Origin of the sequence: Chryseobacterium lactis (genome assembly GCF_003815875.1) — a bacterium.
Lineage (GTDB): Bacteria > Bacteroidota > Bacteroidia > Flavobacteriales > Weeksellaceae > Chryseobacterium > Chryseobacterium lactis.
The window spans coordinates 488,560-503,303 of record NZ_CP033924.1; the positions used below are offsets into that span (position 1 = coordinate 488,560).

The 14,744-nt window shown below is 37.4% G+C and carries 15 protein-coding genes; 2 read left to right on the forward strand and 13 right to left on the reverse strand.

Annotated features, from left to right (window positions below):
* Positions 1-4 precede the first annotated feature (4 nt).
* Positions 5-1,057, forward strand: a complete 1,053-nt coding sequence (locus tag EG342_RS02130; protein ID WP_103291920.1) for an NAD(P)-dependent alcohol dehydrogenase — start codon at positions 5-7, stop codon at positions 1,055-1,057.
* 98 nt (positions 1,058-1,155) lie between these two features.
* Here EG342_RS02130 and EG342_RS02135 read toward each other — a convergent pair whose 3' ends face one another.
* On the reverse strand, positions 1,156-1,527 hold the full coding sequence (locus tag EG342_RS02135; RefSeq protein ID WP_103291919.1) for a winged helix-turn-helix transcriptional regulator: 372 nt from the start codon (positions 1,525-1,527) through the stop codon (positions 1,156-1,158).
* A gap of 108 nt (positions 1,528-1,635) precedes the next feature.
* Between EG342_RS02135 and EG342_RS02140 the strand changes: the two genes are divergently transcribed.
* Entirely contained in the window at positions 1,636-2,514 is an 879-nt protein-coding gene (locus tag EG342_RS02140; protein WP_103291918.1) for an NAD(P)H-binding protein, read from the forward strand.
* Between the two features lie 78 nt (positions 2,515-2,592).
* Here EG342_RS02140 and EG342_RS02145 read toward each other — a convergent pair whose 3' ends face one another.
* From EG342_RS02145 to rpoC, 12 genes are all read right to left on the reverse strand, one after another.
* Positions 2,593-3,876 carry an alkaline phosphatase family protein gene (locus EG342_RS02145; protein WP_103291917.1) on the reverse strand — a complete coding sequence of 428 codons (1,284 nt, stop codon included), beginning with the start codon at positions 3,874-3,876 and terminating at the stop codon, positions 2,593-2,595.
* Between the two features lie 104 nt (positions 3,877-3,980).
* Positions 3,981-4,826 (reverse strand): GNAT family N-acetyltransferase, encoded by an 846-nt coding sequence (locus tag EG342_RS02150; RefSeq protein WP_103291916.1) that lies wholly within the window; start codon positions 4,824-4,826, stop codon positions 3,981-3,983.
* A 27-nt stretch (positions 4,827-4,853) separates the two neighbouring features.
* Positions 4,854-5,249: a cytidine deaminase family protein gene (locus EG342_RS02155; RefSeq protein ID WP_103291915.1), complete on the reverse strand. Its 396-nt coding sequence runs from the start codon at positions 5,247-5,249 to the stop codon at positions 4,854-4,856.
* An 18-nt stretch (positions 5,250-5,267) separates the two neighbouring features.
* The gene (locus EG342_RS02160; RefSeq protein WP_103291914.1) at positions 5,268-5,870 is read right to left on the reverse strand and encodes a GrpB family protein; all 603 of its coding nucleotides are present in this window, start codon (positions 5,868-5,870) and stop codon (positions 5,268-5,270) included.
* Between the two features lie 143 nt (positions 5,871-6,013).
* Positions 6,014-6,784, reverse strand: a complete 771-nt coding sequence (locus EG342_RS02165) for a T9SS type A sorting domain-containing protein (RefSeq protein WP_103291913.1) — start codon at positions 6,782-6,784, stop codon at positions 6,014-6,016.
* Between the two features lies 1 nt (position 6,785).
* Entirely contained in the window at positions 6,786-7,310 is a 525-nt protein-coding gene (locus EG342_RS02170) for an ankyrin repeat domain-containing protein (RefSeq protein ID WP_103291912.1), read from the reverse strand.
* The gene (locus EG342_RS02175; protein ID WP_103291911.1) at positions 7,307-7,852 is read right to left on the reverse strand and encodes a YceI family protein; all 546 of its coding nucleotides are present in this window, start codon (positions 7,850-7,852) and stop codon (positions 7,307-7,309) included. The genes EG342_RS02170 and EG342_RS02175 overlap by 4 nt, the downstream gene beginning before the upstream one ends.
* A gap of 11 nt (positions 7,853-7,863) precedes the next feature.
* The gene (locus tag EG342_RS02180; protein ID WP_246008722.1) at positions 7,864-8,211 is read right to left on the reverse strand and encodes a hypothetical protein; all 348 of its coding nucleotides are present in this window, start codon (positions 8,209-8,211) and stop codon (positions 7,864-7,866) included.
* A 1-nt stretch (position 8,212) separates the two neighbouring features.
* On the reverse strand, positions 8,213-9,055 hold the full coding sequence (locus EG342_RS02185) for a DUF5777 family beta-barrel protein (protein WP_103291909.1): 843 nt from the start codon (positions 9,053-9,055) through the stop codon (positions 8,213-8,215).
* Positions 9,056-9,182: 127 nt separating this feature from the next.
* Positions 9,183-9,839, reverse strand: coding sequence for a Crp/Fnr family transcriptional regulator (locus EG342_RS02190; protein ID WP_103291908.1), 657 nt, complete (start codon positions 9,837-9,839; stop codon positions 9,183-9,185).
* A gap of 235 nt (positions 9,840-10,074) precedes the next feature.
* The gene (locus EG342_RS02195) at positions 10,075-10,380 is read right to left on the reverse strand and encodes a DUF3467 domain-containing protein (RefSeq protein ID WP_034723398.1); all 306 of its coding nucleotides are present in this window, start codon (positions 10,378-10,380) and stop codon (positions 10,075-10,077) included.
* 87 nt (positions 10,381-10,467) lie between these two features.
* Positions 10,468-14,733 (reverse strand): DNA-directed RNA polymerase subunit beta', encoded by a 4,266-nt coding sequence (gene rpoC / locus EG342_RS02200; protein WP_103291907.1) that lies wholly within the window; start codon positions 14,731-14,733, stop codon positions 10,468-10,470.
* Between the last annotated feature and the right edge of the window lie 11 nt (positions 14,734-14,744).

The window sequence follows — 14,744 nt, forward strand, 5'->3', positions numbered from 1 at the left end:
ACAAATGAGCACAATTACAGTAAAAGCTTACGGTGCAGAATCTACTACGGCAGATTTAAAAGAAATGAGTATTGCAAGAAGAGAAGCAACTCCAAAAGATATAGAGATTGAGATCTTATATTGTGGGGTATGTCACTCTGATCTTCACACTGCAAAAAACGACTGGGGCGTTACACTGTATCCAACAGTTCCGGGACACGAAATTGTGGGCAGAATTACCAATGTAGGGAGTGATGTTTCAAAATTCAAAGTTGGAGACCTTGCCGCCGTTGGATGTATTGTAGATTCCTGCGGACACTGCGATAGTTGTAAAAAGGATCTGGAGCAGTATTGTCTGAACGGATTTACCGGAACCTATAATGGAAACGACAGGCATTTGGGAGGACATACTTTTGGAGGATATTCTGAAAAAGTAGTGGTAGATGAAAGTTTTGTTCTAAGAGTTCCTGAGAACTTAGATTTAGCTGCTGTAGCACCACTTCTTTGTGCAGGTATTACTACATGGTCTCCATTAAGACACTGGAATGTAGGTCCTGATTCTAAAGTCGCTGTTGTAGGATTAGGTGGATTGGGTCATATGGCTATAAAACTGGCAAAAGGCCTTGGTGCTGAGGTTACTTTATTCTCAAGAACTCCGGGGAAAACAGAAGATGCAAAGCAGTTGGGTGCAGACCATGTGGTTATTTCTACGGATGATGAGCACATGAATTCTGTAAAAGGAAAATTCGATGTAATTATTGATACTGTTCCTTATGTACATGATGTAAATCCTTACGTTGCTACTTTAAATATTAGCGGAACTCTTGTTTTAGTAGGATATCTGGGAGGTCTGGAGCCTATTTTAGATACGGTTCCTATGATTATGGGAAGAAGATCTGTTGCCGCTTCTTTAATCGGAGGTATTGCTGAGACTCAGGAAATGCTGGATTTCTGCGGTGAGAACAATATTGTTTCTGAAATTGAGATTATCAAAATGCAGGAAATTAATGAAGCCTATGAAAGAATGCTGAAAAGTGATGTAAGATATCGTTTTGTGATCGATATGAAGTCTCTGTAATCCGGCTTTAAATAATACTATACAACAGGTTCTCCGAAATGAAGAGCCTGTTGTTATTTTTAGATTTAAATGGGCTAAAGCCCATTCCTATTAATGTCTTACACCGGGCACTTTAGTCCGTTTCTTTCCATATCCTGAAAAGCCCATTCTGCCATTGCATCAATAACCGGAGACAATTCGCTACCGGCTTTACTTAATTTGTAAGTGACATGTGGAGGCACGACCGGTTTTGCTGTTCTGATAATCAGTCCATCGGCTTCCAATTGTTTTAAATGCTGAATAAGCATCTTTTCCGTTACGGCAGGAATTGCTTTTTTCAATTCACTGTATCTTTTTTCTCCTGTATAAAGGTTATACAGAATGATAGGTTTCCAAAAACCACCAATTCTTTCCATCACATACATTACCGGGCAATCCTGTACGGTTTTCTTATTCTCCTGAATGGTTGAACTTTCTTTAATTGCTGTCATAATTCTACATACTTTAGGGTAAGTACTTGTATAAAAGTAAGTACAAATATAACTTTGTCTACAGAAATAAAAAAATATTTATTATCAAAAACAATAAAAAAATTTAATATGAAAATTGTAATCACAGGATCGTTAGGAAACGTTGCAAAACCGTTAACACAGCAATTGGCTGCAGAAGGACATCAACTTACTGTAATAAGCAGCAACGAAGACAGAAGACAGGATATTGAATCGTTGGGAGCAACTCCAGCCATCGGATCAATAACTGATGTGGATTTCTTAACCAAAACATTTGAAGGAGCTGATGCCGTTTTTGTAATGACTCCTCCTGCCGTAACTGAGACAAATATTATTGAAGGCATAGTGGATGCAGGAAAAAATTATGCGGAAGCATTAAAAAAAGCTCAGGTAAAAAGAGCCGTAATGTTGAGCAGCGTCGGAGCAGAATCACCGATAGAAAATGGACAGATCAAAGGCCTTCATCAAATTGAGAATATCTATAACAAAGTCGAAAATACTTCGTTCACTTTTTTAAGAGCTGGATATTTTTACAATAACCTGCTCAATGACATCCCATTGATACAAAATACTGGAATCATCGGTAGTAATTATTCTGAAAATACTATTATTCCGTTGGTACATCCCAGCGACATTGCCAAAGCTGCAGCTGAAGAATTGGTGAAAGACGAAAGTGGTAAAAATGTAAGATATATTGTAGGAGATATCCGAAAAGCATCTGATTTTGCAAAAGTTTTGGGTAGCTCTGTAAATAAGCCGGAACTTCCATGGGTAGAGTTCTCTGATGAACAAACTTTAAATGGTATGCTACAGGCTGGTCTACCACAGGATATGGCTGATCAGTACACTGAAATGGGGAGAGGAATAAGAACAGGAATAATACAAAAGGATTTTATTGAGCATGGCTCTCCTGTTACCGGAAGTATTAAGCTGGAAGATTTTGCCAAGGAATTTTCTTCAAAGTTTTAATTCAGAAGAATGTTGCAATATAAAAAGCTTCGGCGCACCTTTGGTGCGCCGAAGCTTTTGTTTTTATGAATATTGATCTTATTTCGTTTCTTTCAATGTTTCTTTCAACACTTTCAGTTTTCCGTCGATAGGCTGTTCAATTTTTAATCCTAAAATTTCAGCCACCATAGGATAAACATTGACATTGGAAAATTCATTGATTACCTGATGATTTTTGAATTCCGGACCCCAGGCAAAGAAAGTTGCTTTCATTTCCGGGACTAATCTCGGATTATACCCATGCTTTCCAACAGATGTCTTCTTTCCTTTTTCCAGGAATATTTTGGGAGCTTTCGGAACAAGAAGAATCTGACCTATTCTGTTATATTTATCATCTCTTGTGGCAAAATGCAAATAATGAGGAAGCCTTTTATCCAGATAAACGGTGTAATCATCTGTTTTATGGGCTTTTAATTCTTTGTAAACAGCTTTTACCTCATCAGCATTTTTCACATATACTCTTAATAATGTCTGCGAGTTATAAAAATCGAATCTGTTTTTATCAAAAAGAAGAGCCGGAATTTCAAGAGGAGTTCCACCATCCACTTTTATCATTCCATGGTCGGAAACAAATACAAAGTTGACATTCTTTAATCCTAATTTATTTACTTTCTGCACCAAATCTCCAACAGCCTGATCAATAAGGTGAACAGCCGTTTCAGTTTCTTTTGCATCCGGTCCAAAATGATGCCCGCTTCCATCTACTTCAGGAAAATATAATGAAATAAAATGGGGTCTTTTATCTTCAGGAAGCTTCAGCCAGTTTACTACTTTGTCTACTTTTTCAGAAGGGGTGAATTTTTCGTGATACGGATAATAATAACTTGGTCTTATTCCTCCGGCATCACTGGCAGATCCTACCCACATTAAAGAGGCAGATACCATTCCCTGCTTTTCTGCCAGTCCCCACAATGGAGTTCCTCCATACCAGCTTCCATCTTCCGCATTTTTTTTATTGCTCATCGCATAGACTTCTTTTCTTTTATAATCATAGAAAAAATTATCAATCAAGCCGTGATGAGAAGGATAAAGCCCCGTGATTAGACTCCAGTGATTAGGAAAAGTAATACTTGGAAAACTCGGGATCATTGCTTTTGCCTGCACCCCGTTATCTGAAAGTCTCAGCAGATTCTCAGCATTATATTTTTTAGCATAATCATATCGGAAACCATCTGTAGATATCATAATTACATAAGGTTTTGATTGTGCTTCTGCACTATTCTGACGACCAGGAATAACAACCTGAGCCGTATCTGGAGTGACTTGCTGAGCAAAAGCCGTTAAAGAAAAAAACAGCAGTAAAAAATGTATTCCGCGCTTCATTATTTTAATTTTTGGCAAAGTTACATTCTCTATTGCTCCCTGAAAAGTTTAATAGATTAAAAGTATATTAAAACAGATCTTTTCGCTTAAAAATTTACTATCAATTAAATAGATCGCTTCATTTCAAACTGTGACAACCAGTTAGTAAGCCCTACTTTTTCACTAAGAAATTTATCAGTATTTTTTGAAGAGCTGTCTACATTATTTAAAGAAACAGGTTGCCCTTCAGGAGTATCTTTAATGGAATTAAAAAGCCTGGCTCCTATTCCCTGTTTTCTGTACTCTTTATCTACCGCAATTTGGTATACCTTTTTTGCTGCCGGATTATAAATGATATATCCTACCAGCTTTTCATCATTAAAAGCGCCTAAAGCAATATAGCTTTCAGGTATTGGATCCAGTACAAAAACGGATCCCTGCCATGAAGGCTCAATGTCCCAGAAAGAACGCAATGTATCCCATTGGAAATCCTTCAGATCACGTACAGATATCTCCTCATTATATTTAGCCGGATTAATCTCTCCTTTAAAGCAAAGCAGTTTTCGTACAATGGTAAAACCCAGATTTTCATAGGCTCTGATGGCACGTTGATTTTCTTCAATCACCTCAAGAAGCAAGACATTGGCATTTCTCTCTTTTAAAAGAGGAATGATAAAATCATACATTTTTCTTACCAGCCCTTTCCCTCTAACCTCCGGTACGACTCCGGTTCCACCGTTGTAAATAATTTTTTCTCCGTTTTCTGTTTTTTCCGACTGAAGAATAAATCCAGCCAGCTGCCCGTCTTCAAAGGCACCTACGGAAAAATTCAAATCTATTTTCTCCGCCTCAATTTTGGAAACCAGCTGCTCTTTTGATAAATGAAAAGGAATGACATAATCTGAAAACGAAAGATTGAATACTGCTAAAATTTCTTCTATTGTATTATCTGCTAAGGTTTTAAATTCCATTGATATTTTAAATTATTAGATTAAAGGTTACCACTCTCTGTCAAGATCTTCTTTCCAGTCGTAAGGCATCAGTTCTTTTAAGGTTACAAATACTCCGTTTTTAACTTCTATGATAGCATTGAGATTCTCTTTGGATAATTGGCTCATCAATTCTCTGCAACGTCCGCAGGGAGGTACTGCATTACCGTCGCTTCCTACTGCCACCACCGATTTGATATAGCGTTCTCCATTTTTTAACATCTCAGCTACAGCGCTATGTTCTGCACAGAATCCCATGGAACAGGCTGTATCTATGCTGATCCCCGTGTATACATTTCCATCTGCCGTTTCAATTGCAGCCGCGACTCCTCCATATTCTATAAAATCATTGAGGATGGTGGATTTTGCAAATTGACGGGCAATGTCCTTCAGGTCTTTTCTCATGAGTCAAAATATTAATAATTATTCTTTATGCTGTGTTAAATACCATTGCACGGCTTTCCTCTCTTCTCTTTTTATAAACGAATCTTTTCCCTGATTATAATCATTTCCGTCGAACCATTCTTTTGTGCTCAGCTCTTCTTTTAATTGCTGATATTCCCTTCTCACATCCGGATGCGTCCGCAGATAGTTACGAAAGGCAATATGGCGAAGCCAGTGTTCTGAAGAAACAGGAATCACATGAATGTGCGCCTTACGAAACTGGTGGTCGTGAATTTTCTCAGGAATCTCGTCTTTTGAATAAATAACTTCCGGCAATCCTAAATTATGGGGTTTATCTGTAAGTTTAATAAAGAAACGTCGATAAGGCATATCTTCGTTATATTTCTCATAATAAACGTAATCCTGCCCCCGCAGTAAAGATGGAATTTCATCCAGTTCCTTTTCATCCTTCACCCCAATCATCATATCAATAACAGGTTTGGCAGATAATTCTTCTACCGATGTACTTCCTATATGTTCTATTTCGGGATGTAAAAAACCGATACTTTCTTCCAGCTCATTTTTTATCGATTGAAACTGTTTTCTCCAGGAAGGATTATATTTTTCAAAAGGAATTTTCATAGATATCCGGTGTATACACAAAGATATTAAAAATCGTTCAATCCCTTTAGAATAAAGTATTTTAAGATCTCCATCAACCTGTAAAACAACAATACCCCTGAAAAATCAGAGGTATTATTTTTTTAATATTTAGGTGTGTTTTTTTATTTTTTTATCAGTTTCTCGTAAGATGTGCTGCCATCTTTTAACCTGATCTCAAAATAATAATTTCCTGATTGCAGATCATTCACATTGATACTCTCATTATCAAGCTGTATGGATTTTACTTTTCTTCCTGTTGCTTCATAAACTTCTACAGATTTTATTTTATCAAAGTTTTTGAAGCTTACTGTTGATTTTGCAGGATTTGGGTAAAGAATCAGCTTTTTGCTTTCCGCAACAGCTTCAGTGGTGCCTAGTACTGCCCTGCTTAAAATTGCGTAGCCTCTGTTAGCCGTTCCGAATCCATGGTTAGCAATTGTAGTGGTAGATCCTTTGGCATAGAAAATATTGATTGGGCTTGTATTATTAGCAAATACTGTATCTCCGGCCCCTCCTGCAAGAGATCTGGTCGCCACAATCGTTCTGGTTCCTCCCGAGGTAGTATTTGAAGTAATCGTCCAGTCTTGTATAGCATCTGGGCTAGGAGGTATTCCCACACCGGCAAAAGAGTAATCAATATTCGTGTTTGAAGTAGAATTGACATTATAAATAAATCCGTCCACTCCACTTCCCATTCCTCCGGTGGTTCCGGTACCTCCGAATCCTACCCCTAAATATGACGTATCTGGCCCTGTAAGAGTCATCGTAACTGTAGTAGGACTAGTGTCAAGCTTAACGGTCATACCGGTCGACAAACTCACTGTTCCGGTTGTAAACTGTGCCCATGCTAAATTGGCAAGAGCAAAAGTAATGGTTAGTAAAACTTTTTTCATATCAATTTTTTAAGAGGTTAATGATTTCTTTGTTATTGGTTTGTAATGCGTATTCAAAAGGAGTCATTCCCATTGAATCTTTTTTTGATTTATCTGCTTTATATTGAAGCAGCAATTCTACCAGTTCTTTGTTTCCAAATTTGACAGCCCAGAATAACGGGGTGTATCCTGTAGCATCAGCGATATTGGGGTCTGCATTTTTTTTCAATAAAGATTCTGCCAGTTCTTTGTTGTACTTTACTGCAAGCCCTGCTAATGCTGTACCTTCATTACTCCTGTAATTCACATCTTTTACATTCTCAATAAGGAATTTTGCAACTTCTGCATTTCCTCTGTAGCAAGCCAGGATAAGGGGCGAAAAGCCATTCTCGTTGGTTTGATTGATAATCCCCGAATCCTGTTTCATCAATTCTTTTACTTCAGCAACGGTTCCACTTCTGGCAATATCAAAGATTGACTTCGCTTTTTCCTGAGCCATACACCATGAACTCAGGAATAAGGTTAATAATAGGATTAAGCTTCTCATTGTTTTATCATTGCATAATTATATTCTACATTTACATTCTCTGCGATTTTTTTTGTTACCACCTTTGGAATTGTCACTTTATAATCTGCTGGTCTGGCTATAAAACCTCCCTGCATATAGATTTTATTGTCTTTCAAATATATTGTTGCGGAAGAAGTTACAGCTTTATCAACACCATGAAAATTAAGGGTTCCCTGAACGGTATATTTCTGTGGAGTTGCAGTGAGCTTTGTTTTGTCGAAATTGCTAATTTTTCCTTTAAAGGTTGTCTTCGGATATTTCGTCGTTTCTGCATAATTTTCATTGAAGTGTTCTTCCATTAATTTGGTTTTAAAATGAAAGTTTTTAACTGCAGAAATAGATGCCATTTCTCCTGTATCAGCATTAAAAACAACAAGGTTACTATCATCCTGAGCATAGATATCGTCAAATAACGGTACTGATGCTTCAAAAGTTACCTTACCGGTTTTAGAACTATATTTTTGTGCTGAAGCATAACCTGTAATCAACAGAGATACGCTTAATAATACAAGTTTTTTCATATCAAATATTTTTAGTTTTCAGTTAATCCGTCTGCTTTCCATTTTGTGAAAATATTGATCTGTGTTGCAGATAAGGAGCCTCCTTTAGGCATTTTTAACGGGTCACCGTTCGGTCTTTGAATCCGATCCAGAATTCCATCAATATTATTTTTCACCTGGTCATAGGTAACGAGGGGTTTAAAACTTCCTGCTGAATGGCATCCTATGCAATTGTTGTCTACAATCGGTTTTACATCCTGGGTATAATTTACAGGGACAGTGATAGGAGTATTGTCTGAAATTTCTTCATAGGTTCTGCTTTCACAAGCTACAAGCATCACTACTGCGGATACTATTGATAGGTAGGTTAACTTTCTCATATTAAAAAACTCTGTAAAGGTTAAACCCAAAGAAAATATGTCCCTTTCCCCAATTTCCTGAAGCATTGGTAAGATATCCGATATCTGAATTAATCTGGGAATTGGTAAATAACAGCTGGAAAACATGTCCCCCGGTTTCTATGTCTACTCCTAATGATAAAGGATTTTTATAGAAACTGTGATTATCAAAGTTGACGAAATATTCCGCATTTACAGAAACTCTCTTTGAAATTTTATAGCGTCCGCCTAAGCCTGCCAAAAATTGGTTTTTATCTTCAATACTTGGTTCGTAAAGGTTTTTGTGAACATAGGAAGGGGTAAGCTGCAGTGAAAATTTATCGCTAAACCTTCTGGAAATCAAAGCTTGTGTAAGGTAAGAAAGCCGGTCACTAAATTTCAGGTGAGGATAATTATCTTTACTCAGGTCGGTATTTGCTCCCATCACATTGTAACCGACAATATCTACGGGAAAGCTTTCACTTTGTTTGATAAGTTTATATTTTACAGCCCCTTCAAAAGTCTTCATATTGGTTTCTCTGGACAGACTTACAGAAACAGCATCGGTAATGCCATAGATCACTCCCAGCTTGGTAGAAGCATTATCAAGGCCAAAAAAGTTTTTGAACCCAGTACTTACATCTCCGAACCTGTGGGCTACAATAATATACCATTCTTTTTTTGCTGCCAGTTTGGTGGATTGTCCGGTGACAATCTGCAGCGCTTTAAAGGCGGGTTGTGAGGTTTCTGTACTGGTTTTGATTGTGTCAATATCTTTCAGCAGATCTTCCTGTGCAAAGGCAAAAACTGATGAAAATACCGACAAAAATAAGAGAGTTTTTGTCATATTACAATTTGAATTAAATTATCATATGACAAACTTATCAAGTTATCAATTCAAAAATAGGTGATAAAAGTCACCATCAAAATTGTTTTTATCAATGATAAAACAAAAACTTTTAAAACAATATAAATTAGATTAGTCTAACATTTTCATTTACAGTGACTTTTATCCCTTCTTTGGTCTGAAGGATTTCACCATCACTTTCAATTTTTTTTAATACTCTGCTTACAACTTCTCTGGAAGTACCTAGGCTGCTTGCAATTTCACGGTGGGTAATCTTTAAGGGATTGTTTCCAGTCGCTGAAATTTGTTGCTTGATGTGATTTAAAACTCTTTTATCAAGTCTGTGAAAAACGGCATCATTCACCATATTCATAACTTCTGAGAAACGTCGGTCATATTCACGATAAAATAATTTATTGATCTCCGGAAACCTGATCAGCCAATCATGCATTACAGAAACAGGAATCAAGAGTGCTTCAGAATCTTCTTCAGCAATGGCATATACCCTGCTCACATAATCTGCAAAAATGGAAGAGAAAGTCATCAGACAGCTGTCATTAGGCTTGATGAAGTAATAAATAAGCTCTCTCCCGTCATTAAGAGTGTACACTTTAATGGAGCCTCTTATTAAAAAAGGGACATATTTATTTTTTTGTCCTTCCCTTATAATTTCAGTTTTTGCTTTTATATCGGTCATAATAGCTTCACGCTGAAGTTCGTTGAGAAAGTCACTTCCCAAAAAACTAAACTTATTAAGGACAAATGAGTCGTTAATCGTAATCATACTTTCTACTTTTCTAAAGACAAAAATATGAAAATGAAGTATTGCTAAGCTATTTTTTTATTTTATTAAAAAAAATTAACAAAAGATAATAAGTTTTAAATTTAATAAAACATAACATCATAAATATTTTAAATTCCGAAAAAAACACTACCTAATTCTACTTCAGATATACGAGTATACCACAAAAAATACCCCGGTAAAAACCGGGGCATCTTATTTTATTGTAAAAGAAATCTTACGCTTGTACGTTGTTTCCACCTAATACGAAAGGCTCAACTTCTTTAATTTCTCCGAACTGCTGCTCGTAATTAGCGATGTTCTGCTGAAGAGCGCTTAATACTCTTTTAGCGTGAAGCGGAGCAAGAATGATTCTTGATCTTACTTTAGCTTGCTGAACACCTGGCATCAACTGAATAAAGTCTACTACAAATTCTGATGGAGAGTGGTTTACCAATGCTAAGTTAGCATAAACTCCAGCAGCTACCATTTCGTTTAATTCGATGTTGATGTTTCCGTCTTGTGGATTTTGATTGTTGTCCATTGTTATAAATTATGTTTTTAAAATTCGAAATTTGAGATTGTGAAAATATAAAAATAAATTCAAATCCCAAATTTCAAATCATTAATTTTAGTTAAGGTCTTCGAATTCTTTCTTAGAACCTACGATAACATTCTGATATTCTTTAAGACCTGTACCTGCAGGAATTCTGTGACCTACAATTACATTTTCTTTAAGACCACCAAGAGCGTCAACTTTACCAGCAACTGCTGCCTCGTTAAGAACTTTAGTTGTTTCCTGGAATGATGCTGCAGACATGAACGATTTCGTTTGAAGGGCTGCTCTTGTAATACCTTGTAATACAGGAGTTGCTGTAGCAGGAAGAGCTTCTCTTACTTCTACCAAGCTTTGATCTTCACGTCTCAACTTAGAGTTCTCATCTCTTAATTCTCTTGCAGTAATCATCTGACCTGGTCTGAATTCTTTAGAATCACCAGCTTCTACTACTACTTTAAGACCGAATACTCTATTGTTTTCTTCTAGGAAGTCATACTTATGTTCAAGAGCTCCTTCAAGGAATTGAGTATCACCTCCATCAACGATAGATACTTTTGTCATCATCTGTCTTACGATGATTTCGAAGTGCTTGTCGTCGATTTTTACCCCTTGTAGACGGTAAACTTCCTGAATTTCGTTTACTAAGTATTCCTGAACGGCAGTTGGGCCTTTAATTCTTAGAATATCTTCCGGTGTGATAGAACCGTCAGAAAGTGGAGAACCTGCTCTTACGAAGTCATTCTCCTGTACTAAGATCTGGTTGGATAATTTAACTAAATAAATTTTTCTTTCTCCAGTTTTAGCCTCAACAATAAGTTCACGGTTACCTCTCTTAATTTTTCCGTAAGAAACTACCCCGTCGATTTCAGTAACAACCGCTGGGTTTGAAGGGTTTCTTGCTTCGAATAGTTCGGTAACTCTCGGAAGACCTCCGGTGATATCCCCTGCTTTTGCAGATTTTCTTGGGATCTTGATTAAGACTTTACCAGCCTTAATTTTTTCACCATCGTTTACCATTAAGTGGGCTCCTACCGGTAAGTTGTAAGCTTTCTGCTCAACTCCTTTAGAATCTACCACCTTCAAGGTAGGTACGGCTTTCTTATTTCTAGATTCAGAGATTACTTTCTCTTCGAATCCTGTTTGTTCGTCAATTTCAAGTTGGAATGAAATACCCTGGATAATATCCTCGTATTCTACCTTACCTGAAGTTTCAGCAATGATAACCGCGTTATATGGATCCCATCTACAGATTGTATCACCTTTTTTCACTTTATCACCTGGTTTTACAGCTAATATAGATCCATAAGGTACGTTAGCTACCATTAACGGAGTTCTTGACTCGTTATCAGCAACTAATCTGAATTCTGTTGAACGTGAAACTACAACTTCAGCTGTATTACCGCTTTCATCTTCAGAAGTAATTGTTCTTACTTCATCCATTTCAACGATACCGTCTCTTCTTGCAACAATCGATGGGTTTTCTGATACGTTTCCTGCAGTACCCCCTTGGTGGAAAGTTCTCAACGTAAGCTGAGTTCCCGGCTCCCCAATTGACTGTGCTGCAATTACACCTACCGCTTCACCCATGTGGATTACTTTACCTGTTGCTAAGTTTCTACCGTAGCATTTCGCACAGATCCCTTTCTTAGCTTCACAAGTTAATGGTGAACGAACCTCAACAGCTTCTAAACCTGCTGCTTCAATTTTCTTAGCCAATTCTTCGATGATCACCTGGTCTGCACTAGCGATTAACTCGTCAGATTCAGGGTCATAGATATTATGAAGAGAAACTCTACCTAAGATTCTTTCAGAGATTCTTTCAACGATCTCGTCATTTTTCTTAAGTGCAGTAACTTCAGTACCTCTTAATGTTCCACAGTCATCTTCTGTAACGATAACGTCCTGTGCAACGTCTACCAATCTTCTCGTTAAGTAACCAGCATCGGCTGTCTTAAGAGCGGTATCCGCAAGACCCTTACGAGCACCGTGGGTAGAGATAAAGTACTCTAGAATCGAAAGACCTTCCTTAAAGTTTGCAAGGATCGGGTTTTCGATGATCTCCGCTCCGGTAGAACCGGCTTTTTGCGGTTTCGCCATCAAACCTCTCATCCCTGATAACTGACGGATCTGTTCTTTAGAACCCCTCGCTCCAGAGTCAAGCATCATGTATACAGAGTTGAACCCACCTTGGTCAGTTTTCATTCTGCTCATGATCATTTCAGTTAATCCGGCGTTGGTGTTTGTCCAAACGTCGATTACCTGGTTATAACGTTCTGTATCGGTAATTAGACCCATGTTATAGTTAGCTCTAATTTCGTCTACAGTTTCAATTGAAGTAGCAATCATTTGCTTTTTCTCAACAGGAACTACGATATCCCCTAATGAGAATGACAGACCTCCTTTGAATGCATTTGAATATCCTAGATCTTTCATTGCATCAAGGAACTTCACAGTTGTAGGGAAATCCGTATCAGCAAGGATCTTACCGATAACGTTTCTCAATGATTTCTTAGTCAGAAGTTCATTGATATATCCTGACTGCTTAGGTACAATCTGGTTGAATAAGATTCTACCAACAGAAGTTTCGATCAATCTTGTTACGATTTCTCCGTCTTCTTTAATAGGAAGTCTACATCTTACTTTAGCATTTAAAGATACTCTACCTTCTGCATAAGCGATTTCCGCTTCTTCAGGAGAATAGAATGCAAGACCTTCTCCTTTTACTTTCATATCTTCTGTAGAGCTCAATTCTTTAGTCATGAAATAAAGACCAAGAACCATGTCCTGAGATGGTACTGTAATTGGAGAACCGTTTGCAGGGTTCAAGATGTTTTGAGAACCTAACATCAATAACTGAGCTTCAAGGATCGCTTCTGGTCCTAACGGTAAGTGTACCGCCATCTGGTCACCATCGAAATCGGCGTTGAATGCTGTTGTTACTAACGGGTGTAATTGGATTGCCTTACCTTCGATCATCTTAGGTTGGAAAGCCTGAATACCTAGTCTGTGAAGCGTAGGTGCTCTGTTCAATAGAACAGGGTGACCTTTCATCACGTTTTCTAAGATATCATAAACTACCGGTTCTTTTCTATCAATAATTCTCTTCGCAGATTTTACTGTTTTTACAATTCCTCTCTCGATTAGTTTTCTAATGATAAACGGTTTGTAAAGTTCAGCTGCCATATCTTTAGGAATACCACATTCGTGAAGCTGTAAGTTTGGACCTACAACAATTACCGAACGCGCAGAGTAGTCAACCCTTTTTCCTAGTAAGTTCTGACGGAAACGACCTTGCTTACCTTTCAATGAATCAGAAAGTGATTTCAATGGTCTGTTTGATTCAGATTTTACTGCAGAAGATTTTCTTGTGTTATCGAATAATGAATCTACTGATTCCTGAAGCATACGCTTCTCGTTTCTCAAGATTACTTCAGGAGCTTTGATCTCCAATAATCTCTTCAAACGGTTATTTCTGATAATAACTCTTCTATAAAGGTCATTTAAGTCAGAAGTTGCGAAACGTCCTCCATCCAATGGAACCAATGGTCTTAGTTCTGGTGGGATAACAGGAAGTACACGCATAATCATCCACTCCGGTCTGTTGATCATTCTTGTATTAGCACCTCTCAATGCTTCTACAACGTTCAATCTTTTCAGAGCTTCAGTTCTTCTTTGCTTAGAACCTTCGTTGTGAGCTTTATGTCTTAAGTCGAAAGACAATGCATCAAGATCGATTCTTTTTAATAGATCTTCAACAGCTTCAGCACCCATTCTGGCGATGAATTTGTTTGGATCAGAATCGTCAAGATATTGGTTTTCTACAGGAAGAGTTTCCATGATATCAAGGTACTCTTCTTCTGTAAGGAATTCCATATTTTCGAAATCAGAACCGTCTAATTTCTTAGCAATACCTTGTTGAATCACTACGTATCTTTCGTAGTAGATGATCATATCTAATTTCTTAGAAGGAATTCCAAGAAGGTATCCGATTTTGTTTGGTAATGAACGGAAATACCAGATGTGTGCAATTGGAACTACAAGGTTGATGTGCCCGATTCTCTCTCTTCTTACTTTTTTCTCAGTAACTTCTACTCCACAACGGTCACAAACAATCCCTTTATAACGAATTCTCTTATATTTACCACAAGCACATTCGTAATCCTTTACAGGACCAAAGATTTTCTCACAGAATAGCCCGTCTCTTTCAGGCTTGTGAGTTCTGTAGTTAATAGTTTCCGGCTTTAAAACCTCCCCTCTTGAGTCCTGTAAAATAGACTCGGGTGAAGCTAAACCGATGGTTATTTTATTAAATCTACTTGTTTTATTTTTATTTGACATAAAAAATGTTT

Coding starts and splice junctions, on each gene's coding strand:
- EG342_RS02130 (WP_103291920.1), top strand. CDS start 5: ATGAGCACAATTACAGTAAAAGCTTACGGTGCAGAATCTACTACGGCA.
- EG342_RS02135 (WP_103291919.1), bottom strand. CDS start 1,527: ATGACAGCAATTAAAGAAAGTTCAACCATTCAGGAGAATAAGAAAACC.
- EG342_RS02140 (WP_103291918.1), top strand. CDS start 1,636: ATGAAAATTGTAATCACAGGATCGTTAGGAAACGTTGCAAAACCGTTA.
- EG342_RS02145 (WP_103291917.1), bottom strand. CDS start 3,876: ATGAAGCGCGGAATACATTTTTTACTGCTGTTTTTTTCTTTAACGGCT.
- EG342_RS02150 (WP_103291916.1), bottom strand. CDS start 4,826: ATGGAATTTAAAACCTTAGCAGATAATACAATAGAAGAAATTTTAGCA.
- EG342_RS02155 (WP_103291915.1), bottom strand. CDS start 5,249: ATGAGAAAAGACCTGAAGGACATTGCCCGTCAATTTGCAAAATCCACC.
- EG342_RS02160 (WP_103291914.1), bottom strand. CDS start 5,870: ATGAAAATTCCTTTTGAAAAATATAATCCTTCCTGGAGAAAACAGTTT.
- EG342_RS02165 (WP_103291913.1), bottom strand. CDS start 6,784: ATGAAAAAAGTTTTACTAACCATTACTTTTGCTCTTGCCAATTTAGCA.
- EG342_RS02170 (WP_103291912.1), bottom strand. CDS start 7,310: ATGAGAAGCTTAATCCTATTATTAACCTTATTCCTGAGTTCATGGTGT.
- EG342_RS02175 (WP_103291911.1), bottom strand. CDS start 7,852: ATGAAAAAACTTGTATTATTAAGCGTATCTCTGTTGATTACAGGTTAT.
- EG342_RS02180 (WP_246008722.1), bottom strand. CDS start 8,211: ATGAGAAAGTTAACCTACCTATCAATAGTATCCGCAGTAGTGATGCTT.
- EG342_RS02185 (WP_103291909.1), bottom strand. CDS start 9,055: ATGACAAAAACTCTCTTATTTTTGTCGGTATTTTCATCAGTTTTTGCC.
- EG342_RS02190 (WP_103291908.1), bottom strand. CDS start 9,839: ATGATTACGATTAACGACTCATTTGTCCTTAATAAGTTTAGTTTTTTG.
- EG342_RS02195 (WP_034723398.1), bottom strand. CDS start 10,380: ATGGACAACAATCAAAATCCACAAGACGGAAACATCAACATCGAATTA.
- rpoC (WP_103291907.1), bottom strand. CDS start 14,733: ATGTCAAATAAAAATAAAACAAGTAGATTTAATAAAATAACCATCGGT.